This window comes from Pseudomonas sp. AU11447 (assembly GCF_001672555.2).
In the GTDB taxonomy this organism is placed as follows: domain Bacteria; phylum Pseudomonadota; class Gammaproteobacteria; order Pseudomonadales; family Pseudomonadaceae; genus Pseudomonas; species Pseudomonas nitroreducens.
This window is the reverse complement of sequence record NZ_LZDG02000089.1, coordinates 553,425-569,254: the sequence shown is the minus strand read 5'-3', so window position 1 is coordinate 569,254 and position 15,830 is coordinate 553,425. Positions and strand designations below refer to the sequence as shown.

Annotated in this window: 14 protein-coding genes; 7 read left to right on the top strand and 7 right to left on the bottom strand. The window is 65.7% G+C overall.

The window, feature by feature from the left end; all coding sequences use genetic code 11:
- Positions 1-68 precede the first annotated feature (68 nt).
- Positions 69-953: a 3-keto-5-aminohexanoate cleavage protein gene (locus tag A6723_RS30470; protein ID WP_054907620.1), complete on the bottom strand. Its 885-nt coding sequence runs from the start codon at positions 951-953 to the stop codon at positions 69-71.
- Between the two features lie 73 nt (positions 954-1,026).
- Positions 1,027-1,965, bottom strand: a complete 939-nt coding sequence (locus A6723_RS30465) for a choline ABC transporter substrate-binding protein (RefSeq protein WP_054907619.1) — start codon at positions 1,963-1,965, stop codon at positions 1,027-1,029.
- 224 nt (positions 1,966-2,189) lie between these two features.
- Here A6723_RS30465 and A6723_RS30460 point away from each other — a divergent pair, with 224 nt between their 5' ends.
- Both A6723_RS30460 and A6723_RS30455 read left to right on the top strand, forming a co-directional pair.
- Positions 2,190-3,149, top strand: a complete 960-nt coding sequence (locus A6723_RS30460; protein ID WP_054907618.1) for a GlxA family transcriptional regulator — start codon at positions 2,190-2,192, stop codon at positions 3,147-3,149.
- Positions 3,150-3,356: 207 nt separating this feature from the next.
- Positions 3,357-3,827: a nuclear transport factor 2 family protein gene (locus A6723_RS30455; protein WP_054907617.1), complete on the top strand. Its 471-nt coding sequence runs from the start codon at positions 3,357-3,359 to the stop codon at positions 3,825-3,827.
- A gap of 238 nt (positions 3,828-4,065) precedes the next feature.
- On the opposite strand, the gene A6723_RS30450 is transcribed toward A6723_RS30455, so the two are convergent.
- The 4 genes from A6723_RS30450 to A6723_RS30435 form a co-directional block, all read right to left on the bottom strand.
- Positions 4,066-5,694: a GMC family oxidoreductase gene (locus A6723_RS30450; RefSeq protein WP_054907616.1), complete on the bottom strand. Its 1,629-nt coding sequence runs from the start codon at positions 5,692-5,694 to the stop codon at positions 4,066-4,068.
- A 138-nt stretch (positions 5,695-5,832) separates the two neighbouring features.
- Entirely contained in the window at positions 5,833-6,666 is an 834-nt protein-coding gene (locus tag A6723_RS30445) for an ABC transporter ATP-binding protein (RefSeq protein WP_024764975.1), read from the bottom strand.
- A complete protein-coding gene (locus tag A6723_RS30440) occupies positions 6,654-7,460 on the bottom strand; it encodes an ABC transporter permease (protein ID WP_024764976.1) in 807 nt (268 codons plus the stop codon). Before A6723_RS30440 ends, A6723_RS30445 begins: the two co-directional genes overlap by 13 nt.
- Positions 7,461-7,517: 57 nt before the next feature.
- A complete protein-coding gene (locus A6723_RS30435; protein WP_024764977.1) occupies positions 7,518-8,492 on the bottom strand; it encodes an ABC transporter substrate-binding protein in 975 nt (324 codons plus the stop codon).
- A gap of 318 nt (positions 8,493-8,810) precedes the next feature.
- Between A6723_RS30435 and A6723_RS30425 the strand changes: the two genes are divergently transcribed.
- The 5 genes from A6723_RS30425 (at position 8,811) to A6723_RS30405 (ending at position 15,280) form a co-directional block, all read left to right on the top strand.
- Positions 8,811-11,216, top strand: a complete 2,406-nt coding sequence (locus tag A6723_RS30425; RefSeq protein ID WP_054907615.1) for a hypothetical protein — start codon at positions 8,811-8,813, stop codon at positions 11,214-11,216.
- An 85-nt stretch (positions 11,217-11,301) separates the two neighbouring features.
- Positions 11,302-12,270 carry an AEC family transporter gene (locus tag A6723_RS30420; RefSeq protein WP_175405598.1) on the top strand — a complete coding sequence of 323 codons (969 nt, stop codon included), beginning with the start codon at positions 11,302-11,304 and terminating at the stop codon, positions 12,268-12,270.
- Between the two features lie 143 nt (positions 12,271-12,413).
- Positions 12,414-12,950, top strand: a complete 537-nt coding sequence (locus A6723_RS30415; RefSeq protein ID WP_054907613.1) for a hypothetical protein — start codon at positions 12,414-12,416, stop codon at positions 12,948-12,950.
- 231 nt (positions 12,951-13,181) lie between these two features.
- On the top strand, positions 13,182-14,486 hold the full coding sequence (locus A6723_RS30410; RefSeq protein ID WP_054907612.1) for a CitMHS family transporter: 1,305 nt from the start codon (positions 13,182-13,184) through the stop codon (positions 14,484-14,486).
- 32 nt (positions 14,487-14,518) lie between these two features.
- Complete coding sequence (locus tag A6723_RS30405; protein WP_054907611.1) at positions 14,519-15,280, top strand: TerC family protein; 762 nt, start codon at positions 14,519-14,521, stop codon at positions 15,278-15,280.
- Between the two features lie 63 nt (positions 15,281-15,343).
- On the opposite strand, the gene A6723_RS30400 is transcribed toward A6723_RS30405, so the two are convergent.
- Entirely contained in the window at positions 15,344-15,817 is a 474-nt protein-coding gene (locus tag A6723_RS30400; protein WP_054907610.1) for an LEA type 2 family protein, read from the bottom strand.
- Positions 15,818-15,830: the final 13 nt, after the last annotated feature.

Genomic DNA, 15,830 nt, shown 5'->3' with positions numbered 1-15,830 from the left:
CCGCAGCGGGGCTGGTTCGCGAGCAAGCTCGCTCCTACGAAGAGCAGTTCGTACGCAGGGTGATTGCATCAGCGCGGCTTGAGGTTCATCTTCCTGCGCCCCTCGGCCGGAGTCAGGGCGCGGCCGCCCAGGCGCTCGATGATCTCGATGGCACGCTCGACCAGTTGGCCGTTCGTGGCGTGCACGCCGCGGTCGAGCCAGATGTTGTCTTCCAGGCCGACCCGCACGTTGCCGCCCAGCAGCATGGCCTGGGCGACCATCGGCATCTGCGAGCGGCCGATGCCGAAGCCGGCCCAGGTCAGCCCGTCGGGGATGTTGTCGGCCATGGCCTTCATGGTGGTGGTGTCGGCCGGGGCGCCCCACGGGATGCCGAGGCAGATCTGGATCAGCGGGTCTTCCAGCAGGCCTTCCTTGAGCATCTGCCTGGCGAACCAGAGGTGGCCGGTGTCGAAGATTTCCAGCTCGGCCTTCACGCCCAGTTCGGTGATGCGCTTGGCGCCGGCACGCAGCTGGGCCGGTGTGGAGACGTAGATGAAGTCGCCATCGCCAAAGTTCAGGGTGCCGCAGTCCAGGGTGCAGATTTCCGGCAGCAGTTCCTCGACGTGCTTCAGGCGCTCCAGCGGGCCGACCAGGTCGGTGCCGGCGCCGAACTCCAGCGGCTGTTCGCCCTGGCCAATCTGCAGGTCGCCGCCCATGCCGGCGGTGAGGTTGATGATGACGTCGGTGTCGCTTTCGCGGATGCGCTCGACCACTTCGCGGTAGAGCTTCACGTCCCGGCTGGGCTTGCCGGTCTGCGGGTCGCGGACGTGGCAGTGGGCGACGGTGGCGCCGGCCTTGGCAGCCTCGATGGCGGCGGCGGCGATTTCCTTCGGGGTGACGGGAATGGCCGGGTGCTTGCCGACGGTGTCGCCGGCGCCGGTCACCGCACAGGTGACAATGACTTCGTAGTTCACGGTGGCTGTCCTTCTTGAGGTCGAACGAACCCACTGCGCGCCAGGCGACGCGCAGGGAGTTGCTGGTAGAGGGTTACTTGAGCGAGGCCTGTACGGCGGCGAGGCCGTCCTTGCCATCGAAGGTGGTCACGCCGTCGAGCCAGGCCTTGAGCGGCTCGGGGTTCTGCTTCAACCAGGCCTTGGCGGCATCCACCGGCTGGCTGCGGTCGAGGATCGGCACCATCACCTGGCTCACCTGCTGGCTGCTGAACTTGAGGTTGTGCAGCAGCTTGGCGACGTTGCCGCACTGCGCCTGGTAGCCGCCGGCGGTCATGATCGAGACGGTGGCGGAGCCTTCGTTCGGGCCGAATACGTCGTCACTGCCGGTGAGGTATTTCATGTCGATCTGCAGGTTCATCGGGTGCGGCTTCCAGCCGAAGAACACCACCCACTGCTTGCGCTTGATGGCGCGCTTGACCGCGGTGAGCATGCCGGCCTCGCTGGATTCGACGATCTGGAAGCCCTTCAGGCCGAACTTGTCGTCGGCGATCATCTTCGCGGTGATGCGGTTGGAGCCGCTGCCGGGCTCGATCAGGTAGATCTTGTTGCCCAGCTTGTCCTTGAACTTGGCGATGTCGGCGAAGGTCTTCAGACCACCGTCGTAGACGTAGGTCGGCACGGCGTAGGTGGACTGCGCATCGGGCAGGGTCGGCGGGGTGATCACGTCGAGTTGCTGCTTGTCGAGGTAGGGCTTGGCCACCGGCTGCATGGTCGGCTGCCAGTAACCGAGGAAGACGTCGAGCTGCTTGTCGGCCATGCCGGCCAGGATGATCTGCTGCGAGGCGCTGGTCTGCTTGACCTTGTAGCCCAGGCCGTCGAGCACGGCTTCGGCCACGGCGCTGCTGGCCACCACGTCGGTCCAGTTCACCGTGCCCATGCGTACGCTCTGGCACTGGGCGGGCTCGGCAGCCCAGGTGGTGCTGGCGGCGAGCATGAGCGCGGCACAGCCGAACGCTCGGATCGATAGCTTCATGACTTCTCCCTCAAGGCCTTTGCGGCGTTGGTTATCGTTGTTGTACGTCATGCGGCCCTCACGGGGGCTGGAGAACAAATTACGCAGGCGCCGCCCCGGTGAGTCGCACAGTGGCGACCAGCTCTTGCACAGCAGCGACCTCCCCGATTGCCAGGGCGACGTCCATGGTCCATAAGCATGGGCAGGCTGCCACTACGCCGCCCTCCAATCGCACGGTACCCGCCATGTCCCAAGACTTCTGGTTCCTGCTGTTGCCCGGTTTTTCGGTGATGGGTTTCGTTTCCGCCGTCGAGCCGCTGCGGGTGGCCAATCGCTTCCGCGGCGAGCTGTACCGCTGGCACCTGATGAGCCTGGACGGCGGCCCGGTGCTGGCCAGCAACGGCATGTCGATGAACGCCGACAGCGGCCTGGAAGCGCTGCGCGAAGGCGATACGCTGCTGGTGGTGGCCGGTTTCGACCCGCTGCGCGCCTGCACGCCGGCGCTGCTGCATTGGCTCAAACGGCTGGATCGTGACGGCGTGACGCTGGGTGGCATCGACACCGGCAGCTTCGCGCTGGCCGAGGCCGGATTGCTGCAGCGCCAGCGCTGCACGGTGCACTGGGAAGCGCTGGACGCCTTCCGGGAGACTTATCCACAGGTGCAGGCGACCCAGGAGCTGTTCGAGATCGACGGCCCGCGCATCACCTCCGCCGGCGGCACCGCGTCCATCGACCTGATGCTCGACCTGATCGCCCAGGACCATGGGCCGGAGTTGGCCGTGCAGGTGTCGGAGCAGTTCGTGGTCGGGCGCATCCGCCCCCGCCAGGACCACCAGCGCCTGCAGGTCGCCAGCCGCTATGGCGTCTCCAACCGCAAGCTGGTGCAGGTGATCGGCGAGATGGAGCGCCACACCGAGCCACCGCTGACGACGCTGGAGCTGGCCGAACGCATCCAGGTCACCCGGCGCCAGCTGGAGCGCCTGTTCCGCCTGCACCTCAACGACACGCCATCGAACTTCTACCTCGGCCTGCGCCTGGACAAGGCGCGCCAGTTGCTGCGCCAGACCGACATGAGCGTGCTGGAGATCGGCGTGGCCTGCGGGTTCGAGACGCCTTCCTACCTGTCGCGCAGTTACCGGGCGAAATTTGGCGTATGCCCGAGCCAGGATCGGGTGGGGTTGCGCAAGGTGGCGGTCAAGGCCTGACCGCCGTAAATACCCTGTAGGAGCGAGCTTGCTCGCGAACGGAGTCAACCGGCAGCGTTGGAGCTAGGTGGGTTCGCGAGCAAGCTCGCTCCTACAAAGAGCAAAAGCGATTGGCAATATCTGTGGGATCGCCGTCATTTACCCCATGCGGGGGCGGGCGGAGTATGGACACCAGGCACCCATCCCTCACCGCCTTCGGAGACCACCATGAGCGAAGCCCGTCCCCCTCTTCCGCCCTTCACCCGCGAAACCGCCATCCAGAAAGTCCGCCTCGCCGAGGACGGCTGGAACAGCCGCGATCCGCACCGCGTGTCGCTGGCCTACACAGCGGACAGCCGCTGGCGCAACCGCGCGACCTTCGTCCAGGGCCGCGAGCAGATCGTCCAGTTCCTCACCGCCAAGTGGGTGCGCGAGCAACAGTACCGGCTGATCAAGGAACTCTGGGCGTTTGCCGAGAACCGCATCGCCGTGCGTTTCGCCTACGAATGGCACGACGATTCGGGCAACTGGTTCCGCTCCTATGGCAACGAGAACTGGGCCTTCGACGAGAACGGCCTGATGTTCGAGCGCCACGCCAGCATCAACGACCTGCCGATCAGCGAGGACGAACGCCTGTTCCGCTGGCCGCAAGGACGCCGGCCGGATGAGCATCCGTCGCTGAGCGAACTGGGGCTGTAGGAAACGCTATCCATAGGCACAACCGATGGCACTCGTAGGATGGCGTGGAGCGAAGCGATACCCATCGATTACCGGTAAGTCCGCTGATGGGTATCGCAAGCTCCACCCGTCCTACGATCGAGCAAGCAGGAACTGTAGGAGCGAGCTTGCTCGCGAACGGATTCAGCCGGCGACTCCATGAGCCGGGCTGGTTCGCGAGCAAGGGCTAGGCGCCCCCCCTCGCTCCTACAAAGAGCCGTCAGGCGGGGACGGCGCGGGCGGGAACGGTGGAGGAGATGCGGCTGTCTTCCAGGATCATCGCCGCCGCCCGCTCGCCGAGCATGATGCACGGTGCGTTGGTGTTGCCACTGATCAGCGTCGGCATGATCGACGCGTCCACCACGCGCAGGCCCTTCAGGCCGTGCACGCGCAGGCGCAGGTCGACCACCGCCATCGCGTCCTCACCCATCTTGCAGGTGCCCACCGGGTGGAACACGGTGGCGGCGTATTCGCGCAGGTGCTCGAGCAGTTGCTCGTCGGTCTGCACCTGCGGGCCGGGGAGCATTTCGGCGCCGCGGATGTTGTCGAACTCCGGCTGGGCGAGAATCTTGCGCGCCAGCTTCACGCCTTCCACCAGCACGCGGCCGTCCTCCTCGTTGGCGAGGAAGTTGTAGTCGATCTCGATTTCGCCGCCGGGCTTCACGCGCAGCTCGCCGATGCTCTTCGGACGCAATACGCAGGTGTGCACGGCGTAGCCATGGCCCCACTCGAACAGGCGGCCACGGTGGCTGCGGTAACCGGGGACGAAGTGGAACTGCACGTCGGCCAGCGAATCGGCCAATGGTGTGCGGGCGAAGCCACCGGCCTCGACGTAGTTGGTGGTCAGCCAGCCCTTCTTCGCCAGCAGGTACTTGAACGGCGACAGCAGGATCTGCGGCAGCGAGCCGAGGGAGAAACCCAGGCTCAACGGGCTGGGCGAGCGCACGGTGACCAGGCCGTCGAGGTGGTCCTGGAGGTTCTTGCCCACGCCCGGCAGGTCGTGCTTGACCGCGATGCCGGCAGCTTTCAATTCCTCGCCCGGACCGATGCCCGAAGCCAGGAGAATCTGCGGCGAGCCGAGGGAGCCGGCCGACAGAATCACCTCGCGGCGCGCCAGCAGGCGCTCGCCGCTGCGCAGTTCGATGCCGGTGACGCGCTCGCCTTCCAGCAGCAGGCGACCCACCTGGCGGCCAGTCAGCACGGTGAGGTTCGGCCGCTGCAGCGGCGCGACGAAGGCGCGGTAGCTGCTCAGGCGCTTGGCGTCCTTCTGGGTCACGTTGTAGATGCCCACGCCCTCGAATTCGCGGCCGTTGAAGTCATCGTTGCGGCGCAGGCCGAGGTGTTCGGCAGCCTTGATGAACAGGTTCGACAACGGGTTGGGGTCACGCGGCTTGTCCACCACCAGCTCGCCGAGGGTGCCGTGCAGCGCCGGGTCCTGGCCCAGCAGGTTGCGCTCGGACTTCTTGAAGAACGGCAGCACGTCCTTCCAGCCCCAGCCGGGGCAGCCGTCCTGCTCCCAGCGGTCGTAGTCGGAGGCGTGGCCACGGATGTAGATCATGCTGTTCATCGAGCTGGAGCCGCCCAGGGCCTTGCCACGCGGGCAGTGCAGCGAGCGGTTGTTCAGGCGCTTCTGCGGCGCGGAATAGAAGTTCCAGCTGAAGATCTTGCTCTTGTACAGCGTGATGGTGCCGGCCGGGGTCTGCACGCGCGGGCTGGCATCGCTGCCGCCGGCTTCCAGCAGGCAGACGCGCACGGAGGGGTCGGCGCTCAGGCGGTTGGCCAGCACGCAGCCGGCGGAACCGGCGCCGACGATGAGGTAGTCGTAGGTGGAGTCGTTGGAGGAGGACATGGGGGCTCCCTTTGGAGTCGTGCGTGAATGGCAGAACCCCTCACCCCAACCCTCTCCCGAGGGAGAGGGGGCCGAACGGTGCTGCAGCGAATCACCGCATCGGCCGGCGCCCTGCAGGAGGCGCCAGCCGGCGGCAGGTCAGTGCGCTTCTTCCAGGTCGTCGTGCAGCAGCCCGAGGATCTCGCGCTTCATCTCGATGAACTGGCGGTCCATGACCATGTCCAGCGAGCGCGGGCGCTCGATGGGCACGTCGAGGATGCGCTTGATGCGGCCGGGGCGTGCGCCCATGACATAGACGCGATCGCCCAGCAGGATGGCCTCGTCGATGTCGTGGGTGACGAACACCACGGTCTTCTTGCTGTGGTCCCACACGCGCAGCAGCAGTTGCTGCATCTGCATACGGGTCTGGCTGTCGAGGGCGCCGAAGGGCTCGTCCATCAGCAGGATCTGCGGGTCGTTGGCCAGCGCGCGGGCGATCGCCACGCGCTGCATCATTCCGCCGGAGAGCTGCTTGGGATAGTTGTTCTCGAAGCGGCGCAGGCCGACTTCGTCGAGGTAGTAGTCGACGATCTCGCGGCGCTCGGCCGCCGGCATGCCGCGACGCTTGAGGCCGAACTCGACGTTCTGGCGCACGGTCAGCCAGGGGAACAGGGTGTAGCTCTGGAACACCATGCCGCGGTCGGCGCCCGGGCCGTCGACCAGTTGGCCGCCGACGTAGATGTCGCCTTCGGTGGGTTCGGCCAGGCCGGCGGTGAGGTAGAGCAGGCTCGACTTGCCGCAGCCGGACGGGCCGACGATGACGGCGAACTGCTGGTCCGGCACTTCGAAGGAGACGCTCTCCAGCGCGCTGAAGGTGCCGCCCTCGGGCGTGCGGTAGCGCAGGCTGACGTTCTCCACCCGCAGGCGCGGTGGCCTGGCTTGTTCCTGACCGGTCACGGCCGCTTCTTCCTGCTTGATCGCTACTGCGCCCATGACGCCACCTTCAGTCGGATGAATCGGAAGAGTTGGTCGGTGATCAGGCCCAGCAGGCCAATGATGGCAATGGCCAGGAAGATCACGTCGACCTGGAAGCCGCGCATGGCCTTGAGGCTGATGTAGCCCAGGCCGCTGGAGGCGGCGACCAGTTCGGCCACGACCAGGTAGGTCCAGGCCCAGCCCATGGTTACGCGCAGGGTATCGAGCACGCCGGGCAGCGACGCCGGGCCGAGCACGTGGAGGACCACGTCGCGGCGGTTGCAGCCCAGGGTGTAGGAGGCGTTGACCAGGTCCTTGGCGACGCCGCGGGAAACGTCCGCGATCATCACCAGTTGCTGGAAGAACACGCCGAAGATGATCACGGTGACGCGCTGTTCCAGGCCGATGCCGATCCACAGGATGAACAGCGGCACGAAGGAGGTCACCGGCAGGTAGCGAATGAAGTTCACCAGCGGTTCGAGGAAGGCCTGGACAATGCGGAAGCTGCCCATCAACAGGCCCAGCGGCACCGCCACCAGCGAGGAGATGATGAAGCCGATCATCACCACCTTGACGCTGGCCATCACGTGGGTGGCGAGGGTGCCGTCACTGGCCAGGCGCACGCCGGCCGCGAGCACCGCGTCCGGGGTGGGCAGGAACATCGCCGGCACCACGCCGCCATAGGAGAGCCCGGCCCACAGGCCGAACACGAGCAGCCAGCACAGGGTGCCGGCGGACCAGACCAGCTTCAGCGGCAGGTCGACCTTGGGCGTCAGGCAACGGCTGAGCCAGGATTGCGAACGACGAGGCATCGCGGATTCCTCCAGGCGAGCGGCACGGCGCCGCCCGCGGGGACAAGAGTGAGACGGTTACTCGGAGACGAAGCGCGGGTCGACCAGGTCGTCGTAGCTGACTTCCAGGCGCTTGCCCTGCAGGCCGCTCCAGGTTTCGTTGGCGAGGCGGATCAAGCCCTTGATGTCGCCGGGCTTGCCGGGAGTGCCAATGAGTTGCTCGCTCATGGCCTTGTCGTAGAAGCGCACTCCCTTGGCGGCATCGGCCAGTGCCTTGGGATCGGAGAGGTAGCCGCCGACGCCCTTGGCCATGATGGCGTAGGCCTCGTCCGGGTGCTCCTTGGTGTACTGCACGGCCTTGTACAGGCCTTTCACCAGGGCCTTGACGTCCTCGGGCTGCTTCTCGATCACGTCGCAGTTGAGGGCGACCACGTCGACGATCACACCGGGGGTGGTGGAACTGTCCACCAGCACCTTGCCCTGCTGCTTCTCGCGTACCAGCGAGAGGTGCGGTTCCCAGGTCACAGCGGCGGGTACGCGGCCGGCGATGAAGGCGCTGGCGGCATCGTCGGCGGTCATGTTCTGCACCTTGATGTCGCTCATGCTCATGCCGGCGTGCTTGAGCAGGTAGGCCAGCCAGAACTGCGAGACGGAGCCTTCGTTGACCGCCACTTCCTGACCCTTGAGCTGGGCCAGGGAGGTGACGTCCTTGCCCACCAGCACGCCGTCGCCACCGTGGCTGTCGTCCAGCGCAGCCACGGCCTTGAAGCAGAACTTCGGCCGGTACTTGAGGATCTCGTCGATGGTGGAAGCGGAGCCGGAGAGCTGGCCGGAGGCCTGGGCTGCCATGTACATCGAGGCTTCCTCGATGGTGGTCAGTTGCAGGTCGAGGCCCTGCTCCTTGAAGTAGCCCAGGTCGCGGGCGAGGTAGAGCGTGCCGTAGCCAACCCAGGTGGTGTGGCCGATGGACAGGGTGCCGGCCTGCGCGCCAGAAGCGGCGGCGAGAGCCAGGGCGGAACACGCGATGGAACGCACGAGCAAGGACTTGATCATGAAGCACTCCCACAGCCGTTTGGCTTTGTTGTTGATTTACTGCGGCAGTGGCCAGGAGGCCGGTAGAACCGGGACATGGGCGGCATCGGGCTCTATGGCCCAGCGTCTGAAGGCTTTGTCTCGCGACATGTCTGACAGGCCGATGGTGGCCGAAGCGGGAGGCTCGGAAAATTATTAAATATGTCGTTGCGCCATAAGAAAAAGCTGCCTTGCCGGCGAAATTGCACCAGCATGGCGCAGGGGAGAGCTCGGCCGCGCGCGGGTTGTTCCGCGCTGCACTATGGTTGAACGCAGCTCTCCTCAAGGAAGGTTTCCAGCATGGCCCCCCGCCCCATTCTCTCAGCCCTGGCGCTCGTCGCCGGGCTGTCGTTGCATCCCGCTGCCGCCGTTGCCGCCCAGGGCCAACCACAGGCCAGTGCGCCCGTTCCGCCGGCAGCCGCCGAAGAACTGAAATGGCCACGGGATTTCGCCCTGGGCGACCAGCACGTGCAGATATTCCAGCCGCAGATCGAAGACTGGGACGGCACCCGCATGGGCGGCCGGGCGGCCATCGCCATCGGCGCCGCCAATGCCGCGCCCACCTACGGGGTGGCGCAGTTCTCCGCCGCCGCCGCCATCGACAAGGCCAGCGGCCTGGTGCAACTCACCGACCTGCGCATCGAAAAGGTCGAAGTCCCCACCGCACCAGACAGCGCCGACAAGGTGCGCGATGCCCTGGTGGCGCGGCTGCCCAAAGAAGGCCTGACAGTCTCCCTCGACCAATTGCAGGCCAGCTACGCGGTGAACCAGCAACTGGACAAGCTGCGCCACGTGGAAGTGAAGAACGACGCACCGCAGATCATTTTCGCCAGCACCCCGACCGTGCTGGTGATGATCGACGGCCAGCCGAAGTGGCAAGCCCTGACGGGCAGCGACTTCGAACGGGTTATCAACAGCCGCGTACTGCTCCTGCGCGACGCCCAGGGCAACAACTACCTGAACGCCGCCGGTAACTGGTACACGGCGCAGGCGCTGGACGGCACCTGGCTGGTGCTCAGCCAACCGCCCAAGGCGCTGGTCAGCGCCCAGCAGGCGGCGGAGAAGGCCGGCCCGGTGGACGCGCTGCTGCCCAAGAACGGCAAGAAGCCGGGCAAGGCGCCGGCCGTGCGGGTGGCCACGCAGCCCACCGAACTGATCGTCAGCGACGGCACCGCGCAGATGGCGCCGGTGGACGGCGTCAGCCTGCTGAGCCTGAACAATGCCGATCACGCGGTGTTCGTCGATCCGACCCACAACACCTGGTACGTGCTGGTATCCGGCCGCTGGTTCAGCGGCCCAGGTGAGAAAGGCCCGTGGACCTATGTGCCCGGCAAGGACCTGCCCGCCGACTTCGCGAAGATCTCCGCCAAGGACCCGAAAGCCAACGTCCTCGTGTCGGTTCCCGGTACGCCCCAGGCCAAGGAAGCCGCCATCGCCGCGAGCATCCCGCAGACCGCCAGCGTCTCGCGCAGCAAGGCCACGTTGAAGGTGACCTACGACGGCGCGCCGAACTTCCAGCCGATCACCGGCACCAGCCTGAACTATGCGGTGAACACGCCGACGCCGGTGATCGAAGTGGCGGCTAACCAGTTCTTCGCCGTAAGCAACGGCGTCTGGTTCACCGCGCCCAGCCCGACCGGCCCGTGGCAGGTGGCAGCCGAAGTACCCGCGGCGATCTACGGCATCCCGCCCAGTTCGCCGGTGTACTACGTGACGTATGTGCACATCTACTCGGTGACCCCGCAAACCGTGGTTGTCGGCTACACGCCGGGCTACCTGGGCGTGGTGGTCAACAGCGACGGCACGGTGGTGTACGGCACGGGCTACACCTATCCCGCCTATGTCAGCAGCACCACGTACTACGGTTATCCACCGACCTACGGCTATGGCGCAGGCTTTGCCGTCGGCGCGCTGACCGGCTTCGCCTTCGGCTATGCCGCCGGAGCCTGGTGGGGCTCGCCGGAGCCTTGCTGGGGACCGTACTGGGGACCTTATCCACAGGGCGGCTGGAGTTATACCAACATCAACCAGGCCAACTTCTACGGGCGCTGGGGCCAGGGCACCGTCACCCATGCCTATGGCTACAACGCCTGGACCGGCACCCAGTGGCAGGGCAGCTCGGCAGCCGGCTACAACCCGCGCACCGGTACCCGCTTCGCCGGCAGCCAGGGCGCGGCGTTCAACCCCTATACCGATCAGGGAGTGGCCGGGCGGCGCGGGGCCTATTCCAATGCTTCCACCGGTATCTCCGCCGCAGGGCGCAGTGGCGTGGCCTACGATGCCGATAGCGGCGACTTCAAGGCCGGCCAGCAGGGCGTGAAGCACAACGCCCAGACCGGTCGCACCACCATCGCCGAACGCGGGGTATCCGGCGATGTGGATGACGGCCGCGGCAGCTACGACCACGACAACCGTGGCGTGACCTACAACCGGCGCACCGGCAACGCCGTGGCCTGGAAGAATGGCGACGTCTACGCCGGCCACGATGGCAACGTCTACCAGCACACCGACAACGGCTGGCAGCAACACACCAGCAATGGTTGGCAGCCGGTCCAGCCGAACCAGGCCAACATGCGTGGGCAACTGGAGCAGCAGTACCAGTCGCGGCAGGTCGGCCAGCAGCGCTTCAACCAGACGCAGCGGCAATGGGGCGGCGGCGGGCATTTCGGTGGCGGCCACATTGGCGGCGGCGGTTTCCGCCGCTGAGGGTGTGGACAAGGTTTTCCACACCGCCTGAGCCTGTGGAAAACCACGTCGGGCAAGGATCGGCACTTATCCACACGCCTTGCCCTTGCCCACTCACCCTCGGCAAGATGCCCGCTCCCACCACCCTCTCGGGGTTGCCGTGACCGCTCTGTTCCAGGCCCTGTGGCCATTGTTCGCGTTGATCGTCGGCGGCTTCGTGCTGCGCCGCAAGGGTTTCCCCGGCGAGGCCTTCTGGCCGGCGGCCGAGCGGCTCAACTACTTCATCCTGTTCCCTGCGCTACTGGCCAGCAGCCTGGCCAGCGCGCCGCTGAACGACCCCGGCCTCGCCCGCCAGGCACTGGCAGTGGTGCTCGGGCTGGGTATCGCCTGGATTGCCCTGCTCATCGCCAAACGCCTGCGCAGCTGGAATGCGGCACGCTTCGGCGCCATCGCCCAGGGCGTGCTGCGCTTCAACACCTACCTGGGGCTGGCTGCCGTGGGCAGCCTCTATGGCAAACCGGGCCTGACCCTGGCCGCGCTGATGCTGGCGCTGATGGTGCCGACAGTGAACGTGATGTCAGTCTGGGCGCTGACTGCCGAACGCGGCATCAGCCTGCGTTCGCTACTGCTGCCGATCATCAGGAATCCACTGATCCTCGCCTGCGTGGTGGGTGCGTTGCTGAATGTGAGCGGCATCGGCCTGCCCGGCGGCACGGACCGGCTGTTCAACCTGCTGGCCGTAGCGAGCCTGCCGCTGGGCCTGCTCTGCGTGGGGGCAGCGCTGCAGCCCCAGGAGCTGCGCGCGGAAGCCTCGGCACTGGGCTGGAACTGCGCGATCCGCCTGCTGGCCATGCCCTTGCTGGCCTTCGCCATCGCTCGCCTGCTGGCGCTGCCGCCGCTGGAGAGCGCGCTGCTGGTGATGTTCTTCGCCTTACCCACAGCCCCGACAGCGTACGTACTGACCCGCCAGCTGGGCGGCGAAAGCGGGCTGATGGCGGGGATCATCACCCTGCAGACACTGCTGGCCGGCGCCAGCCTGCTGCTGGTGATAGGTGCGATCCAGGCGCTCAGGTGATCGCTACGCACCAAAGGCCCGGGGCGCTTCCATTTGCCGCGAAAACCGCGTCAACGTGGCGATCGCCCAGTGGACCATCGCAAGAGTAGGATGCCAGCAAGCGATATTATCCACAGAGCCTGTCCATCGAATAAGGAAGTTTCATGCGCCACTGGCTATCTCTGCTGCTCTTGCTGGCGATGCCCGCTGCCTACGCCACCGGGAAGGACTATCTGACCTTCGACAACACCGCTTACCTTCATCGCTGGAGTTACTCCGGCCAACATGAGTTCACGCCAAGCGGTCAGGAGAATCTGGAAAAGTGGTCGGACATGATCACCCTGCAACGCTATGACAAGGTGAATAGCCTTGAGCGGTTGACGATAGCGGCCAACACCGTGCTAGAGGCGTACCGGAAAGCTGGTGCAACCATCCTCAAGGTGGAGTCGCAGCCCGCGGCCAACGACCGCCCGCCAGAGTTTCTGCTCGTCGCGGTGATCCCCCAGAGCGACATGCTCGAAGCGGTGTTCAGCCGATTCAGGCTGGTGAATGGAGTTGGAACAAGCACCCTCTATTCGCATCGCCTGTACGGTCATGACATCAACGACAACATGATCACCTGGCTGAAGCAGAACATGGATTCCAGAGCTCGGCTGTTGATGGCCTGGCAGCCTGACACGCAGGCCTACCAGGATCGCTGATCCTTCCTCTCATCCCGTCAACAGGCTTGCGAAAGCCTGCTGAAAGCTTGACCCCCTAGCATCGCCGCCTCGGTCCTCCCGGCCGGACCTGCGTTCGCGCAGCGTACAAAAACAACAATCGGTGATCGCTCATGCCCCGTTTCCTGTCCGCCCCCGCTCCCACTCCGTCCGCACCATTGGTGCTTATCCACAGCCGCTGCTGAACCCCTGCGCCGAGACGGAGTTATCCCCATGCTGACTTTCCTCGCCTTCGCCATGGTGGCGACCTTCATGTTCCTGATCATGACCAAGCGGCTGTCGGCGCTGATCGCGCTGATCCTGGTCCCGATCGCCTTCGCCCTGCTCGGCGGCTTCGCCAAGGGCCTGGGGCCGATGATGCTGGACGGCATCCGCACGCTGGCGCCAACCGGCGTGATGCTGATGTTCGCCATCCTCTACTTCGCCATCATGATCGACTCCGGGCTGTTCGACCCGGCGGTGCGGCGCATCCTCAAACTGGTGAAGGGCGACCCGCTGAAGGTGTCGATGGGCACCGCCGCGCTGGCGATGATCGTCTCGCTGGATGGTGACGGCTCGACCACCTACATGATCTGCGTGGCCGCCGTGCTGCCGCTGTACAGCCGCCTGGGCATGAGCCCGCTGCTGATGGCCTGCCTGATCATGCTCTCCAGCGGCGTGCTGAACATGACGCCCTGGGGCGGCCCCACCGCCCGCGCAGCCAGCGCGCTGCACGTCGACCCGGCGGACATCTTCGTGCCGATGATCCCGGCCATGCTGGCCGGGATCGCGGCGATCTTCGCCCTCGCCTGGGTCTACGGCAAGCGCGAGCGCGCCCGCCTGGGCGAGCTGCACCTGCCGACCGACCACGAAGCGATGGCGGACGTAAGTGTGTCGCAATACCCCGAGGCGCGTCGGCCGAAGCTGCTGTGGTTCAACGCCGTGCTGACCGTTGTGCTGATGGGAACCCTGATCGCCGGCCTGTTGCCGATGCCGGTGCTGTTCATGATCGCCTTCGGGATCGCGATGATCGTCAACTATCCCTGCATCCTTGAGCAAAAGAAGCGCATCGGTGCTCACGCCGAGAACGTTCTCGCGGTGGTCTCGCTGATTTTCGCCGCGGGCGTATTCACCGGGATCCTCTCCGGAACGGGCATGGTCGAAGCCATGTCCAAGAGCCTGCTGGCGGTGATCCCGCCGGCGCTGGGGCCGTACCTGGCGACCATCACGGCGCTGGTGAGCATGCCGTTCACGTTCTTCATGTCCAACGACGCTTTCTACTACGGCGTGCTCCCGGTACTCTCCCAGGCCGCCGCGCAGTACGGCATCACGCCGGTGGAAATGGCCCGCGCCTCCATCGTCGGCCAGCCGGTGCACCTGCTCAGCCCGCTCGTGCCCTCGACCTACCTGCTGGTAGGCCTGGCCAAGATCGACTTCGGCGATCATCAGCGCTTCACCCTCAAATGGGCCGTGCTGGTGTGCCTGGCGATCCTCGCTGCCGCGCTGCTGCTGGGCCTGTTCCCGCTGTTCAATGACTGACCGATCAACGACCGACTTCGAGTACCGCGACAATGGAATGGCTGACCAGCCCTGAAATCTGGATTGCGTTCTTCACCCTGACTGCCCTGGAAATCGTCCTGGGCATCGACAACATCATCATGATCTCCATCCTGGTCGGCCGCATGCCCAAGCACATGCAGCCGCGCACGCGCTTCTTCGGACTGGCGCTGGCGATGGTCACGCGCATCCTGCTGCTGCTCTCGATCACCTGGGTCATGCGCCTGACCGCCGACCTGTTCCACGTATTCGGCCAGGGCATCTCCGGGCGCGATCTGATCCTGTTCTTCGGCGGCCTGTTCCTGCTGTGGAAAAGCAGCAGCGAAATCTTCCACGGCCTGGAGGGCGAGGATGAAACCGAGGGCGAACCCAAGAGCGTGATGGGCGGCTTCATCGGCACCATCATCCAGATCGCCATCATCGACATCGTGTTCTCGCTGGACTCGGTGATCACCGCCGTGGGCATGGTTTCCAATGTGCCGGTGATGGTCGCGGCCATCGTCGTCGCGGTGATGGTGATGATGCTCTGCGCCGGCGCCATCAGCGATTTCATCGACAAGCACCCGTCGTTGAAGATGCTCGCGCTGTCCTTCCTTATCGTGGTCGGCACCGTGCTCATCGCCGAAGCCTTCGAAGTCCATGTGCCCAAGGGCTACGTCTACTTCGCCATGGCCTTCTCGCTGGCGGTGGAAGCGCTGAACATCCGCATGCGCACTGCGCGTGGGAAGAAGGAAGTGGACCCGGTGAAACTGCGCAAGGACATCCCAGGCCAGTAGTCCACAGGCAGGCAATAAAAAACCGGGCTATCCACAGCCCGGTTTATCCACAGCAAGGTCCCCTCAAGGGCGTGCGACCGGCTCCGGCCAGTTCAGCACGCCCTTGTCGTTGAAGCGCACCGTACCGAACAACCCACCGGCCAGTTTGCCGCTGATCTCGTAGGGCATGCCCTGGCGCGGCGGGCCGCCGGACAGGCCCCAGGCCTGGCGGAGCGCAGAGAAAGCCGAGATGCTCACCGGCACACTGATCACCGTTTCGCCGAAACGCGGCACCTGCCCGCTGGCGTCGCTCACCCCGCTGGCCAGCGGCTGGCCGTTCACTGAAAGGTCCAGGGCGATACCGTTGTAGTCGATGACCTGGTCATTGGGGTTCTGCACCCGCAGCTTGACCGTGAAGCGCGCTTCCATGCCCTGCCCGGTCGCCGGTTCCAGGCCGACCAGATCGATGCGCAACGGATCGCGCGTGCCGAACAGACTGCTGCACGCGCCCAGCATCAGTAGCGCGGCCATCAGGATCAGGCGATGTAGCTTGGCCATGCGGTCTCCTCGT

What these genes read in the sequence shown, in the direction of transcription:
- A6723_RS30400 (WP_054907610.1), bottom strand. Translation starts at nt 15,817, where the DNA reads ATGGCCAAGCTACATCGCCTGATCCTGATGGCCGCGCTACTGATGCTG.
- A6723_RS30445 (WP_024764975.1), bottom strand. Translation starts at nt 6,666, where the DNA reads ATGGGCGCAGTAGCGATCAAGCAGGAAGAAGCGGCCGTGACCGGTCAG.
- A6723_RS30450 (WP_054907616.1), bottom strand. Translation starts at nt 5,694, where the DNA reads ATGTCCTCCTCCAACGACTCCACCTACGACTACCTCATCGTCGGCGCC.
- A6723_RS30405 (WP_054907611.1), top strand. Translation starts at nt 14,519, where the DNA reads ATGGAATGGCTGACCAGCCCTGAAATCTGGATTGCGTTCTTCACCCTG.
- A6723_RS30410 (WP_054907612.1), top strand. Translation starts at nt 13,182, where the DNA reads ATGCTGACTTTCCTCGCCTTCGCCATGGTGGCGACCTTCATGTTCCTG.
- A6723_RS30435 (WP_024764977.1), bottom strand. Translation starts at nt 8,492, where the DNA reads ATGATCAAGTCCTTGCTCGTGCGTTCCATCGCGTGTTCCGCCCTGGCT.
- A6723_RS30465 (WP_054907619.1), bottom strand. Translation starts at nt 1,965, where the DNA reads ATGAAGCTATCGATCCGAGCGTTCGGCTGTGCCGCGCTCATGCTCGCC.
- A6723_RS30460 (WP_054907618.1), top strand. Translation starts at nt 2,190, where the DNA reads ATGTCCCAAGACTTCTGGTTCCTGCTGTTGCCCGGTTTTTCGGTGATG.
- A6723_RS30425 (WP_054907615.1), top strand. Translation starts at nt 8,811, where the DNA reads ATGGCCCCCCGCCCCATTCTCTCAGCCCTGGCGCTCGTCGCCGGGCTG.
- A6723_RS30440 (WP_024764976.1), bottom strand. Translation starts at nt 7,460, where the DNA reads ATGCCTCGTCGTTCGCAATCCTGGCTCAGCCGTTGCCTGACGCCCAAG.
- A6723_RS30455 (WP_054907617.1), top strand. Translation starts at nt 3,357, where the DNA reads ATGAGCGAAGCCCGTCCCCCTCTTCCGCCCTTCACCCGCGAAACCGCC.
- A6723_RS30415 (WP_054907613.1), top strand. Translation starts at nt 12,414, where the DNA reads ATGCGCCACTGGCTATCTCTGCTGCTCTTGCTGGCGATGCCCGCTGCC.